This is a genomic window from Mucilaginibacter sp. OK268 (assembly GCF_900103125.1).
Taxonomy (GTDB): domain Bacteria; phylum Bacteroidota; class Bacteroidia; order Sphingobacteriales; family Sphingobacteriaceae; genus Mucilaginibacter.
In genome coordinates, this window is sequence record NZ_FNJV01000005.1 from 136,639 (window position 1) to 150,360 (window position 13,722).

The 13,722-nt window shown below is 41.7% G+C and carries 10 protein-coding genes; 9 read left to right on the top strand and 1 reads right to left on the bottom strand.

The genetic code is table 11. The features are described from left to right. Positions 1–91: 91 nt before the first annotated feature. Positions 92–1,252 carry a putative sensor domain DACNV-containing protein gene (locus tag BLR84_RS17105; RefSeq protein WP_255366970.1) on the bottom strand — a complete coding sequence of 387 codons (1,161 nt, stop codon included), beginning with the start codon at positions 1,250–1,252 and terminating at the stop codon, positions 92–94. A 164-nt stretch (positions 1,253–1,416) separates the two neighbouring features. Here BLR84_RS17105 and BLR84_RS17110 point away from each other — a divergent pair, with 164 nt between their 5' ends. From BLR84_RS17110 to BLR84_RS17150, 9 genes are all read left to right on the top strand, one after another. Beyond that, positions 1,417–2,001, top strand: coding sequence for a Crp/Fnr family transcriptional regulator (locus BLR84_RS17110; RefSeq protein WP_090470558.1), 585 nt, complete (start codon positions 1,417–1,419; stop codon positions 1,999–2,001). A 50-nt stretch (positions 2,002–2,051) separates the two neighbouring features. Then, positions 2,052–3,227: an MFS transporter gene (locus tag BLR84_RS17115; RefSeq protein WP_090470560.1), complete on the top strand. Its 1,176-nt coding sequence runs from the start codon at positions 2,052–2,054 to the stop codon at positions 3,225–3,227. Between the two features lie 97 nt (positions 3,228–3,324). Continuing rightward, positions 3,325–4,188 (top strand): SDR family oxidoreductase, encoded by an 864-nt coding sequence (locus BLR84_RS17120; RefSeq protein WP_090470563.1) that lies wholly within the window; start codon positions 3,325–3,327, stop codon positions 4,186–4,188. A gap of 62 nt (positions 4,189–4,250) precedes the next feature. Beyond that, entirely contained in the window at positions 4,251–4,775 is a 525-nt protein-coding gene (locus BLR84_RS17125) for a DinB family protein (protein WP_090470565.1), read from the top strand. 191 nt (positions 4,776–4,966) lie between these two features. Continuing rightward, positions 4,967–5,572 (top strand): TetR/AcrR family transcriptional regulator, encoded by a 606-nt coding sequence (locus tag BLR84_RS17130; protein WP_090470567.1) that lies wholly within the window; start codon positions 4,967–4,969, stop codon positions 5,570–5,572. Positions 5,573–5,865: 293 nt separating this feature from the next. Beyond that, a complete protein-coding gene (locus tag BLR84_RS17135) occupies positions 5,866–7,005 on the top strand; it encodes an efflux RND transporter periplasmic adaptor subunit (protein WP_090470569.1) in 1,140 nt (379 codons plus the stop codon). A gap of 24 nt (positions 7,006–7,029) precedes the next feature. Continuing rightward, on the top strand, positions 7,030–10,227 hold the full coding sequence (locus tag BLR84_RS17140) for an efflux RND transporter permease subunit (protein ID WP_090470571.1): 3,198 nt from the start codon (positions 7,030–7,032) through the stop codon (positions 10,225–10,227). A 30-nt stretch (positions 10,228–10,257) separates the two neighbouring features. Then, a complete protein-coding gene (locus BLR84_RS17145; RefSeq protein WP_090470573.1) occupies positions 10,258–11,676 on the top strand; it encodes an efflux transporter outer membrane subunit in 1,419 nt (472 codons plus the stop codon). A 328-nt stretch (positions 11,677–12,004) separates the two neighbouring features. Beyond that, positions 12,005–13,720, top strand: a complete 1,716-nt coding sequence (locus BLR84_RS17150; RefSeq protein WP_090470575.1) for a beta-N-acetylhexosaminidase — start codon at positions 12,005–12,007, stop codon at positions 13,718–13,720. Positions 13,721–13,722: the final 2 nt, after the last annotated feature.

Sequence of the window (13,722 nt, forward strand, 5' to 3'; positions counted from 1 at the left end):
GCAATCTCTATGCTGTACAGAGAGAACAAGTCTTGATCTGCCTATGTAGAGATTGCTTCGTACCTCGCAATGACGCTTTGATTGTTTATACTTACAGTAACAAAATATCTATCTGGTGCGCATGAACCATATTAACTACCGGCGACCAGGCGAAAACTGTAAAACGGCCATCCTGTGAAGCTACCAGGGCAATAGCATCCTTTTGGTCAAATACAAATTGAGCGGCCGATAAATGCCGTGTACCGCCGTTTTGTGCCGGGTGGATTATTTTGGTAGAGCAGCCAACTACAGGCTCTGTAACAATGATTTCCTCAACACGAACGCTTTTAGACGACCTGCCGATCTTGGCGCCAAAGGCTAGTAATTCGTGCTTGTCGTTGATTACAGTTGCACCATCTATAGAGGTTAGTCCACCAATGGTATCCACAGCCCTGCGCAATTTTTCCTGCCAGGAGGTATGGTATTTCTCGATCCCCTCGTGTATCATCAGGTCTGTAAGACCCGAGAAAGCCGGAGCTACGGGGTAGGATATCGGTGTAATGATCGATTCCATCCAGTCGTCATTTTCAGAGGGTACTACCAGCAAGATCCCACCACGACGGTGCGCCTGCATCGACGCTGCCAGCTGTACCAACACATTCACCGGGTCATTCCAGGATGATGGCAGCGTAAAATCAAGCATGGAAGTAAGTATGGTAGGGCAATCAGAAAGGGTTGAGCCTTGTTCGTCTACCACCTTAATATCATCACCTTTTAAAATAGCGATGTTCACAAATTTACCAAAACCGTCAACCCGGCGATGTTTGATCACCAAAAGGCCGGGTTCTATCACTTCCAATACAAAACAATAAGCGGGTATAGCCAGGGTTGTACCCCAAACATAAAGCTCGCCATCCTCAATCCATACACCTAAATGTATACCTGGTTGCTGAACAGCAGAAGCAAACTTAGTCAGGATATTAGGTGCCAGCGGTATTTTATGGCCAAACAACAGGGGCTGTCCCGCACTTTCAGGGGGCAGGAATGCTAGCGTAAATTTTGGCGAATACCCTTCTTCCCGGCGCAGACTTGCCCAAAATGCTATATCAATTATGTTTTCAATGATGCTAACATCAGGAGTGGGGGCGGCAACATCTACATCGGCGTTGGCATTAACCAAAGAATGAAAATATTTAAAATGTCTTTCAACCGAAGGTGCTACAACCCGGGCAGCTTTATACGTAGGTTCAGAGGTCATGCTGCTGGTTTTCATTTTTTTCAATAGAATGCTTGTTGTGTTACCAAAAATAACGCTATTTACCTGCTGGCACAAACAAATAGCTCAAAATTGCAATTAACGGATAATTCTGTTTTAGTAAAGTAATATCTTAATTTTATAATAGGGGCACATTGTCTTTATATTGATATTTGTTTGCTATGTACCAAACGCTCTTACAATATATTATTGATTACTCGTTAATGGAGGTATCAGATCAGGAATTTGAAATGATACAGGCTGCTTTTAAACCCAAAAAGCTGCGCAAAAGGCAATACCTGTTGCAGAAAGGTGATGTATGCAAATATCTTTCGTTCGTTTGTAAGGGTGCTATGCGACAATATGCTGTAGATGATAAAGGTGTGGAGCATATTGTAAGGTTTGGTATTGAACGCTGGTGGATGGCCGACTATGAAAGTTTTACCACCAAAACGCCTTGCAGTTACGATATTGATGCCATAGAAGATACAGAGCTTTTGCAGATAAGCAGCGAACATCTGGACGAATTAAAGTCGAAAGTCCCTGCCGTAGACGCAATGATATCAAAAATGAACCAGCGGAGCTATGTATCCCATCAAAAACGTATACATTCATCTATTAGTCAAACTGCTGAAGAGCGGTTTACCGATTTAATGAATACTTACCCTGAATTTATGCAGCGCTTTCCTCAAAATATGATCGCCTCATACCTGGGTATTTCTCCCGAAACTTTAAGCCGTATCCGCAAGCAGATGACTTTGAAGTAATAGTAGCTGCACTTGTAAATTATCCATATTTTTGCCACTTTAATACAGGTATGGATCAGGTTACAGCTCCCGGGAAATTGAAATTACGAATTGCCTGCGGGGTATTCTTTTTTATTTCGGGGTTTGGGTATTCGTCGTGGGCTTCACGTATACCATCAATACAGCAACAGTTACACCTCAATGAGGGGCAGTTAGGGGCCGTATTATTTGCTTTGCCCATCGGTTTAATGCTTACCATACCCATAACCGCAAAAATGTTAAAGCATTTCAGCAGCCGGAGCATTATGCTGGTAGGCGCCATTGCTTTTAACCTTTTACTATGCTTACCTGGTTTTGCAGCTTATATATGGCAATTGGTGGTGCTGCTCTTTTTCTTCGGTTCGGCACGTAATATATTCAACCTGTCGGTAAATGCACAGGCTGTGAGCGTACAAAGCTTTTATGACCGGTCTATCATGGTTACTTTTCATGGTATTTGGAGCATGGCTGGGTTTGCCGGTGCCGCTGTTGGATATTTGATGGTATCTTTCAATGTGGCCCCATCTTACCACTTATTATTTGTGGGAATAAGTATGATCATTATAACACTGATCTTTTATCCACATGCTTACTACGAGAAGCCTGTTAATAAGATCAACCGGTCGGTTTTTACCCTGCCTGATAAGCACCTGATCAAGTTTTCATTGATCTGCTTTGCATCTATGGCCTGTGAGAATACCATGTACGATTGGAGTGGCATTTACTTCCAGAAAGTACTACACGCCTCAAAACCAGCGGCAACGGCGGCATTTGTGGTATATATGGTAGCCATGACCATTGGACGCTTTACCGGCGATAGGCTGGTAGCATCCGCAGGCATAAAAAAGGTACTTAGCTTCAGTGGTATATTAATATTGACCGGATTGCTGTTTTCTGTTCTTTTGCCCTACAACTATACCGTTTACGTGGGTTATGCTATGGTGGGGATGGGGGTATCCTGCGTGGTGCCACTAGTATTTAGTATGGCAGGTAAATCCCAAAGTATGAATACCGGGCAGGCATTGGCCGCTATATCAACTGTAGGTTATCTTGGTTTTTTGATCATCCCGCCAGCGGTAGGTTTTATAGCCCAGGCGGCAGGATTACGCTGGGCTTTTGGCATTGTGGCGGGTTTCGGGGCCTTGATCATCGTTATGGTATCAAAACTTAAACCGCAAACTGAAGCTGTAGCTACATCCTTAGATTAAAATTCTTGATAAATGTCAAGGCAATTTTCTGCTTTATATCATTTAGCAGCTTTTGAGCTTATCTCACCTTTGTTATGTAAATAAAAACATAGCAATAATGAAAAAGATAGTTTTAGTGACCGGTACCAGCACCGGGTTCGGCAAATTAATAACCCAAACGTTATCAAAAGAAGGCCATACCGTAATAGCCGCCATGCGTGGAGTAAATGATAAAAACCAGGCGGTTGCCCAGGAATTGTCCAAATGGCCAGGTGTTGATGTAGTGGAGCTTGATGTAACCAGTGATACCTCTGTTCAGGAAGCCTTCGAAAAAAGTCTTGCTAAATATGGCCACATTGATGTATTGGTGAATAATGCAGGTGTAGCCGGTTTTGGCGTAGCCGAAGCCTATACACTTGACCAGGTACGGCGCTTATTTGAAGTGAATTTTTATGGTGTGCTGCGTACTTACAACGCGGTACTGCCATCTATGCGAGCCCGTAAAGACGGATTGATCATTAATCTTTCAACCGGTGCCAGCGGTTTTACTGTGCCCTTCATGGTGCCTTATATGGCTTCTAAATTTGCCATGGAGTCGCTTACCGAAGGTTTTCAGGCAGAGTTGAAGGACTATGGGATTGAAAACGTATCCATTCAAAGTGGCGTATACCCAACGGAAATGAATACCGGCGTTAAGACCGGGGTAAATGCCGATAAGGAAGATATTGTAGCAGCCTACGGAAGTGCTGCTGTTGATGCCTTTAACGCGGTGGGTACAGCCTTGTTTGGCAAGATGGCCGAATTTAAAATGGATCCGCAAACCATAGCTGATGGTGTGCTGGAACTGATCAACAAAGAAAAGGGCACTCGTCCGTTGCGCTTTCCGCTGGATGCCATTGCACAGGGTACAGATCATGAGTTTGTAAAATCTCGTGCTGAAATCAAGAGCAGATGGGCTAAAAACTACGGAGTTAGCTTATAATTGCATCAAGTTAAAAGTCCGGTAAAAATCCCGGACTTTTAATCATCAAAAACCACCATAAAATGAGCAATACTATAACTGAAACCAACGCGCTATCACTGTTGAACACAGCAGTTAAAATAGCCATATCCAACTGGGAGTTGCAAAATACCCGCCTCAATAGTCTATTGGATAAACTAACAGACGACCAACTGGCAGTGCAAACCGCACCCGGACGCAATAGCGGTATATATCTGCTGGGGCACCTGACTGCTATAAGTGATGGCATGTTCACTTACCTGGAGCTGGGTGAAAGACTTCACCCTGAGCTGGACAACCTGTTTGTGAAAAATCCGGAAGTAGCAGAACTGGAAAGGCCATCAATAGTAGAGTTGAAAGCTTACTGGAATAACGTAAACACACAGCTCAAACAACGGATGGAAGCATTACCAGCAGAAGCTTGGTTTGCGAAACACAGCGCTATATCCACAGCCGACTTTGAGCAGGAACCACACCGCAATAAATTGAATATTCTGATCAACAGAACGATTCATCAAGGTTATCATTTAGGGCAATTGGTTTACCTATTGAGTAAAACAAAGGCTTAAAGCGTTTTACCTGACAATTCAATGAAATGAATTTGACAAAAGGATGGTAAATAAAGTTTAGATCCTTTATACTTTTGCCTAACGCTGTTAAATGAATTAACAGGCGTTAAGAAAAACCGGGAGTTGAAATAAATCCCGGTTGTTTTTGTAAAATCATTTAACACTGTTAAATAATTTAATTAAGTAAAAAAGTGGCAAGCAAAGAACGGATACAACGCTTAAAAGAAGAAACCAGGATCAATATCCTGGATGCTTCTCTCCATATTGTAAAAGAGGAGGGTTGGCAGGCTTTAAGCATGCGTAAAATTGCCGATGTGATTGAATATACCGCGCCCATTATATATGAATACTTTGCTAACAAAGAGGCTATCCTATTGGAGCTTACCCGAAAAGGTTATTTGATACTTACCAGGGACTTACAAGAGGTGAGAGCTAAATATGAGTCACCGGCAAAACAATTGGAGGCCATGTGGTTGGCTTACTGGGATTTCGCGATGGAGAATAAGGAGCTTTATCAACTGATGTTTGGGGTAGAAATGAATTGCTGCTGTGATATGGTGGCAACGCTCGAAGAATCTGAAGGCCCTTACAATGAATTCAGTCAGGCTATCATTGAACTCATGCACATTGAAAATCCAACCAAAGATATGGTATGTTTAAAATACTATACTTTTTGGTCGGTAGTACACGGATTGATCTCGATCAATATCCTGCGCCGGGGCTACTCTGATGAAATGAATCAACAGGTATTAAAAGATGCTATTGGAACAATCATTAAATCAATAGAACGGGCTTAAAAATTTGTCCGTATTAAAACAATGTTAAATCATTTAACACTGTTAAACATATAAAGTTTAAACATCTATCTATCAAACACATAAATACATACAATCATGGACATCAATTTTTACATTTTACTCATTAACAGCATTAAGAAGCTTAAAACTGTTAAAACAAGCACAGCTTACCAGGAGTGTTAGCTGCATACAATCAGATCATAATACACATGAACATAACTCAATCAACATATATGCAGACCGCAAGGTCATTTCAATCTCTATCATTTATCATCATCAAAAATTAATTATTTATGAAAAGTTTCATTTTAGCGCTTCTAGCACTTTCATTATATGGTTGTTCTTCAAAGCCGCAAACACAGCAGGCTCCGCCTCCACCATCCTTACCTGTAGCCGCTGTTACAGCAGGCACACAAACTACTTATCAGGAATACCCCGCATCAATAGAAGGTACTGTTAATGTAGAGATCCGTCCACAGGTGAGCGGTGCTTTAGATAAAGTATTTGTTGACGAAGGTGCTTTTGTAAGCGCTGGTCAACCTATCTTTAAAATTAACGAACAACCTTACCGTGCAGCTTTAAATAATGCGATTGCCGCTTTACACGCTGCCGAGGCAACCCAGCTTAATTCACAACTGGAAATTGATAAGTTAACACCATTAGTTGAAAACAAAGTAGTTTCTGAGTATCAGTTAAAAACCGCTAAAGCGACCAATCAGGTTGCAAAAGCAAACATTGAACAAGCTAAGGCAAACATATCTACCGCTCAGATCAATTTGGGTTATACTCTGATCAAAGCCCCAGTAAGTGGTTACATTGGCAGGCTAATTAAAAAACAAGGAAGTTTAGTAGCCCCAACAGATGTTGATGCACTTACTCAACTATCAGACGTACATGAGGTACACGTTTATTTCTCATTGGGCGAGAAAGATTTTGTAAACTTTAAAGAACAATATCCTGGTCAAACCCTGGGCGATAAATTAAAACAACTTCCAGCTGTATCCTTATTATTGGCAGATGGTACTGAGTACGCCAAACAAGGTAAAATCGATATGATCGATGGTCAGTTCGACAAAAACACCGGCGCCATCACCGTACGTGCAAGTTTTGCTAACCAGCAAGGTTTGTTACGTTCTGGTAACACAGGTAAAGTTCGTTTGAGCCTGGAACATAAAGATGCTTTAATAATACCTGAATCAGCTACTGTTGATATGCAGGATAAAGTGTTTGTGTTTACCGTAGGCGATAGCAGCAAGGTGAAGAAACAGGAAATTAATATTGTTGGCAAAAATGGCGACAATTACCTGGTTAAAGACGGCGTAAAAGTAGGCGACCAGCTTGTGTTAAGCGGTGTCGATAAATTACAGGAAGGTATGGTTATCCAACCTCAAAAGGCCACAGATAAAGTAGCCGCCGCTGTAACAAAAAAATAATACATACACTTAAACTTTAAAGTCATGTTTCAGAAATTTATAGAAAGACCGGTACTCTCAACTGTTATCTCCATATTATTGGTGATAGTGGGTGTGCTTGGTTTAACAAAACTGCCCTTAGAGCGGTTCCCGAATATCGCGCCTCCGTCGGTATTGGTTTCAGCTGTGTACCCGGGCGCTAATGCCGAGACTATTTTACGTTCCGTGACTCCGTCATTGGAAGAAGCGATCAATGGTGTGGAAAACATGACCTACATGACCTCCACTGCCAGTAATGATGGTACATTAGGCATCACGGTTTACTTTCAACAAGGCACCAACCCAGATCAGGCAGCGGTGAACGTTCAAAACCGTGTTTCACAAGCAACAAGCCAGTTACCTGCAGAGGTTGTGCAATATGGTATAACTACTACCAAGCAGCAAAATAGTTTTATTGGCGCTATGGGTATTTACTCAGAAGATACCAAGAAATACGATGCGACCTTTATAAATAACTATGCACAGATCAATATCATTCCCGAGATCAAACGTATCCCGGGTGTAGGTTCTGCCAGTGTATTTGGTGGTATTAAAGATTACTCCATGCGCGTTTGGTTAAACCCTACTCAATTAGCAACTTACAAAATTACACCCGCCGAAGTAATGGCCGCTATACAGGACAAAAACCTGGAAGCAGCGCCTGGTAGGTTAGGGGAGCGAAGTAATGAAGCATTTGAATATGTAATTAAATATAAAGGCAAGCTTACCACGCCAGAGGAATATCAAAACATAGCTATCCGTGCGAATGCAGATGGTTCTGTGTTACGTTTAAAAGATGTAGCTCGTGTTGAACTGGGTGCTTATAGCTATAGTAGTGTGAACCGCTTAAACGGACATGAAGGTATTACTATTGGTATTATACAATTGTCGGGCTCGAACGCTAATGAGATCCAGATTGCCATTGATAAGCTGATGGTAAAATTATCAAAGGATTTCCCTGTAGGTATCAAATACAATCAGTTTTATCGTACCAAAACCGACCTTGATGAATCAATTGATCAGGTTGAGCATACATTGGTAGAGGCCTTTATATTGGTATTTATCGTAGTATTTATATTCCTGCAAGATTTCAGGTCAACACTGATCCCGGCTATAGCGGTTCCGGTGGCCATTATTGGTACCTTCTTCTTCATGAACCTCTTCGGTTTCTCGGTTAACCTTTTAACCTTGTTCGCCCTCGTATTGGCCATTGGTATTGTGGTGGATGACGCGATTGTGGTGGTGGAGGCGGTGCATGCCAAAATGGAGGATAATCCGAACCTTACCCCGAAAGAGGCAACTACCGAGGCTATGCACGAAATTAGCGGTGCAATTATATCTATTACGTTGGTTATGGCGGCGGTGTTTTTACCGGTTAGTTTCATGACAGGCTCAACGGGTATATTTTACAGGCAGTTTGCATTAACAATGTCTATAGCCATCATTATTTCGGCTGTTAACGCCTTAACTTTAAGCCCTGCCCTGGCTGCTTTATTTTTAAAGAATAAGCATACTGCAGATGGCCACGAAGCACCTAAGAAAAGCTTTGTTGATAAATTTTACGCAGGCTTTAACGGCGGGTTTAATTATATGACCACTAGGTACGTTGGGGCCTTAAAAATTCTTATCCGTAATAAATGGATCAGTATGGCTGGGCTTGCATTAATAGTTGTTGCTACAGTTTACCTGGTAAACAAAACAAAAACAGGCTTTATTCCAACTGAGGATCAGGGTTTTGTGGCTATCGCTGTTTCAACACCATCCGGAACTTCATTAGCCAATACCAGTAAAATAATTAACCAGGCCGAAAAGGAGTTGAGAGCTTTGCCATCAGCAAGATTTGTGATGGCGTTGTCTGGCTTTAACTTTTTAACGCTATCCAACAGCCCATCAGCGGGTCAGATCTTCCTGTTGTTAAAACCTAATAAAGACAGGGGGAGCGTTAAGAATATTGATGACATACAAAATATAATAAGAGGGAAATTAGCCGGCATACCGAGCGGTACCTTCTTCGTGTTCAGCTTTCCAACAGTTCCCGGATTTAGTAACGTAGAAGCCTTGGACGTACAGCTACAGGATAGAACCAATGGCAGATTGGATAAATTTAGCGGCGTAGCCAATAACTTTATAGGAAAGCTAATGGCAAAACCGGCAGTCGCTTATGCCTTTACCTCCTATAAAGCCAATTATCCTCAATTACAGTTAGAAGTTGATGATGAAAAGGCTAATCAATTAGGGGTAAGTGTCAGAGACATTTTGGCAACTATGCAGGCTTACTTTGGTACTGCGCAAGCTTCAGACTTTAACCGCTTTGGTAAATACTACCGAGTGGTAGTTCAGGCTGATATTGCCGACAGAACCGACCCTGCATCTATTGATCGTGTGTTTGTTAAAAACAAGGCAGGAGAAACCGTACCTATTAACACGCTCGTTAAACTAACCCGTGTTTATGGTTCAGAAACCGCTTCACGTTACAATCTGTTTAACTCTATAGAGGTTCAGGCCATCCCTAAACCAGGCTACAGCTCTGGTGATGCCATTAAGGCAATAGAGGAAACAGCTAAAGAACAATTGCCAAATGGTTATGCTTATGAGTTTTCTGGCCAAACACGTGAGGAAATTTCCTCAGGCGGACAATCAGCTGTGATATTTATGCTTTGTTTGATATTTGTATACTTCTTATTATCAGCACAGTATGAAAGCTATATTCTGCCATTGGCGGTAATACTTTCAATCCCTACAGGTATATTTGGTGTGTTTGTGGTATTAGGTTTAACCGGTATCGAGAACAACATTTATGTACAGGTAGCCTTGATCATGCTCATTGGTCTGTTAGCCAAAAACGCCATCCTTATTGTGGAATATGCGGTACAGCGACGAAGAGCAGGCCATACTCTGGTTGATTCGGCTATAGAAGCAGCCCGGTTAAGGATAAGACCAATTATCATGACATCACTAGCATTCGTGTTCGGTTTGTTCCCGATGAGTATTGCTACAGGTCCATCCGCACAAGGTAACCACTCTATAAGTATAGGTGCAGCAGGTGGTATGCTTTCAGGAGTAATCCTGGGTTTATTCATCATACCGGTACTGTTTGTGATATTCCAATACCTACAGGAAAAAGTTTCAGGAACACCAAAAGCGCCATCGAATAATAGTGGTAAAGATGTTCATGTAACAAACTTGGAACTGGCTAAAAATTAATCAGGCATAGCTACTAATAATTAAAAGAAAATGAAACGATATATAAATCCATACTCCTTTTTAATACTGCTGGCTGTCTTCATAAGCGCCTGTAAAGTATCAAAGGATGTGGCTACCCCAAAAGCAGAGCTGCCTGCTAATTTCAGAAACGCAGCCAACACCAGCGATACCAGCAGCATTGCCGATGTTCAATGGAAGAGCTTCTTTACCGATGCTACGTTGCAAAAACTGATTGATAGTGCTATCGTGAAAAATTACGATATGCAGATCGCTGTTAAAAACATCGAGGCTTCACAGTTATTGTTTAAACAGGTAAAATGGAACTATGTTCCTGAGCTTAACCTGAACGTAACGGCTAATACCAACAGACCATCTAATAACAGTTTGAATGGTTTAAGTACAAGCCAGTTTCTGGGTACCAAACATGTGGAAGATTACAATGCTAACCTGGCTTTAACCTGGGAAGCTGATATCTGGGGCAAGATCCGCAATCAGAGCAGGTCTGCGCTGGCATCGTATCTACAAACGGCCGAAGCTAAAAAGTTGCTTCAGACTAATATTGTGGCCAGTGTATCACAAGGTTATTATAACCTGTTGATGCTGGATGACCAGCTGGCTATAGCACAAAAAAATGTAAAGCTTAATGACAGCACTTTGCGCATTATCCGTTTACAATTTGATGCAGGTCAAACCACTTTATTAGCTGTACAACAGGCCGAGGCACAACGCTTGTCTGCGGCCCAGTTAGTTCCGGGATTTGAACAGAATATCGCCATTCAGGAGAATGCCATAAAGATATTAACTGGCTCACTTCCTGATAGGATTGAACGTACTGCCCGTTTAGAAGAGGTAGCTATACCTGATAACTTATCAGCTGGTGTACCATCTGCTGTGGTAAGTCGCAGACCAGATGTGAAAAGTGCAGAATTAGCCTTAACTATTGCCAATGCAAACGTAGGCATAGCACAGGCTAACATGTACCCGTCACTAACTATCACCGGAAGCGGTGGTTTGAATACCTTTAAAGCAAGCAATTGGTTTACTATCCCGGCTTCTTTATTTGGTACGGTGGCCGGCGCGGTAGCTCAGCCATTATTACAACACAGGCAGTTGAAAACTCAGTACAAAGTTGCACTGGTTGACCGTGAAAAAACTGTTTTACAGTTCAGGCAGTCTGTTTTAAATGCTGTTGGTGAGGTATCTGATGCTTTAGTAAAGATCGAGAAACTGAAAACACAGCAAGGCATTATTGCTGATCGTGTAAGCACTTTACAAAAAGCTACCAGCAATGCCAACTTGTTGTTCAGAAACGGACAGGCTACTTACCTGGAAGTGATCACTGCTCAAAGCAATGTATTGCAAAGCGAGCTTGATCTGGCAACTGTACAAAATGCACGCTTAAACGCTGTATCAGATCTGTACCGCTCAGTAGGCGGTGGTTGGAAATAAAAAATAACTCCACCCAATATATATGCAAAGCGGCCCTATGTTTACGGGGCCGCTTTTTTTATTAAAGATTGTTTTTAAAAGCCGGACACGTTGAAATGAGTATGGCTTGTAAATCCTAAAAAGGTATTATCATTAGGTACACCATGGGGAGGATTGATCTTTCTTAATGATTTTAAATTAGCCGTATTGTATTGATTGTAAGCAACCCCTGTTCCTGGAAATATATACCCACCCAATCACCAATTGTACTTATTGCAAATAAATTACCTTGAAATAGCCGGATTTTTGTTATCATAGCGGCACCCGGATTGATTTGAACTTTTATTGAATGAAATTTAAACTATTAGCAGCATTTCTTTTATTTTCTGTTTGCGTAAAAGCCCAAAACTTAAATATCATCCCGCAACCACAATCGGTTACTAAGGCGGCTGGACAATTTTATTTAAATAACCGCACTACCATCGGCACAAAAGATACCGCTTTATTGGCCCTAGTGACTTACGCTCAGAAAGAGATATATAAAGCAAAAAGTGTTGCACTTGTACAAAGCGGCACCGGCTCTGAAAGCTTAATTGACCTTGTATTAACTAACACGTCAACAATACCAGGTGCCTATACATTAAACATAACACCAGAGCGTGTTACCGTTTCAGCATCAAATAAAGAGGGAGTTTTTTATGGATTAATGTCATTGCTGCAGCTTGTAAAAGATCAGCAGGCAGACAATGACAATAACATCTGCTTACAAGCTTGTAAAATAGCAGATGCACCCCGTTACCAATGGCGGGGCCTTATGCTTGATGAATCCAGACATTTTTTTGGCAAAGAGAAAGTAAAGCAACTGCTTGACTGGATGGCTTATTATAAGCTGAATAAGTTTCACTGGCACCTGACCGATGTACAGGGATGGCGCATCGAAATTAAAAAATATCCTAGGCTGGCTACAATAGGTGGCATGGGCAATTACAGTGATACATCTGCCGAAGCTGAATATTATACCCAGAATGAGATCCGTGAAATTGTAGCTTATGCAGCGCAACGGTTTATAATAGTAATACCTGAAATTGATATGCCCGGTCATGCAACCGCCGCCAACAAGGCATATCCGGAATTTACCGGTGGAAGTGTTGCCGGATATCCTAATTTTACCTTTAACCCTGCCAATGAAAATACGTATCAATATCTGGCTGATATCATCAAAGAAACAAATTCATTATTTCCGGCACATATGATCCACCTAGGGGGGGATGAAGTTTCTTTTGGTATTAAAGCCTGGTCGTTGGATACAGCTATTGCACGTATGATGCAGAAAAAGAATTTTGATGGTGTAAACCAATTGGAGCAGTACTTTTTTAAGCGGATGGCGGACACCGTTACCAGCTTGAACAGCAAAATACTGGCCTGGGATGAGGCTACAGGTGGAAATTTACCTACTGATAAAACGATCATTTTTTGGTGGAGACAAAATCTCCCTGGTCAGCTGCACCTGGCACTTCAGAAAAACTACCAGGTGGTGCTTTGCCCGCGTTTACCGCTTTATTTTGATTTTTTGCAGGATACAGGGCTTGTAGGCGGCAGGAATTGGAATGGGGTATTTAACCGGGTGACAGATGTTTATAATTTTCCAGACAGGCAAGTGCCTGCTGATGAATTAAACTCAAAGCTTATTGTGGGTGTACAGGCTAATATCTGGACAGAAACCATAGAATCAGAAAAACGACTTGATTTTATGCTTTTTCCGCGAATAGCCGGGTTGGCTGAAGCTGCATGGACTGCACCTGAATTGAAAAATGAAATAGCTTTTACCGACAAATTAAAAGCTGACTTTAAGAATTACGATGCTGCCGGTATTTATTATTATAACCCGTTCGATCCATCCTTTCATCCCGAGGTTGTTGACTTTGTACCACGAATTAAGTTGGTTAAAGCAAGGTCGTATGTTCGTCATGCTTCAAAAAGAGGACACGGGAAAATAAACAGGAAACATACAAGCTCGAAAAAGGATCACAAAAGCTCAAAAAGATCCCATAAAAAAAGGAAATAACC

What these genes read in the sequence shown, in the direction of transcription:
- BLR84_RS17105 (WP_255366970.1), bottom strand. Translation starts at nt 1,252, where the DNA reads ATGAAAACCAGCAGCATGACCTCTGAACCTACGTATAAAGCTGCCCGG.
- BLR84_RS17110 (WP_090470558.1), top strand. Translation starts at nt 1,417, where the DNA reads ATGTACCAAACGCTCTTACAATATATTATTGATTACTCGTTAATGGAG.
- BLR84_RS17115 (WP_090470560.1), top strand. Translation starts at nt 2,052, where the DNA reads ATGGATCAGGTTACAGCTCCCGGGAAATTGAAATTACGAATTGCCTGC.
- BLR84_RS17120 (WP_090470563.1), top strand. Translation starts at nt 3,325, where the DNA reads ATGAAAAAGATAGTTTTAGTGACCGGTACCAGCACCGGGTTCGGCAAA.
- BLR84_RS17125 (WP_090470565.1), top strand. Translation starts at nt 4,251, where the DNA reads ATGAGCAATACTATAACTGAAACCAACGCGCTATCACTGTTGAACACA.
- BLR84_RS17135 (WP_090470569.1), top strand. Translation starts at nt 5,866, where the DNA reads ATGAAAAGTTTCATTTTAGCGCTTCTAGCACTTTCATTATATGGTTGT.
- BLR84_RS17140 (WP_090470571.1), top strand. Translation starts at nt 7,030, where the DNA reads ATGTTTCAGAAATTTATAGAAAGACCGGTACTCTCAACTGTTATCTCC.
- BLR84_RS17145 (WP_090470573.1), top strand. Translation starts at nt 10,258, where the DNA reads ATGAAACGATATATAAATCCATACTCCTTTTTAATACTGCTGGCTGTC.
- BLR84_RS17150 (WP_090470575.1), top strand. Translation starts at nt 12,005, where the DNA reads ATGAAATTTAAACTATTAGCAGCATTTCTTTTATTTTCTGTTTGCGTA.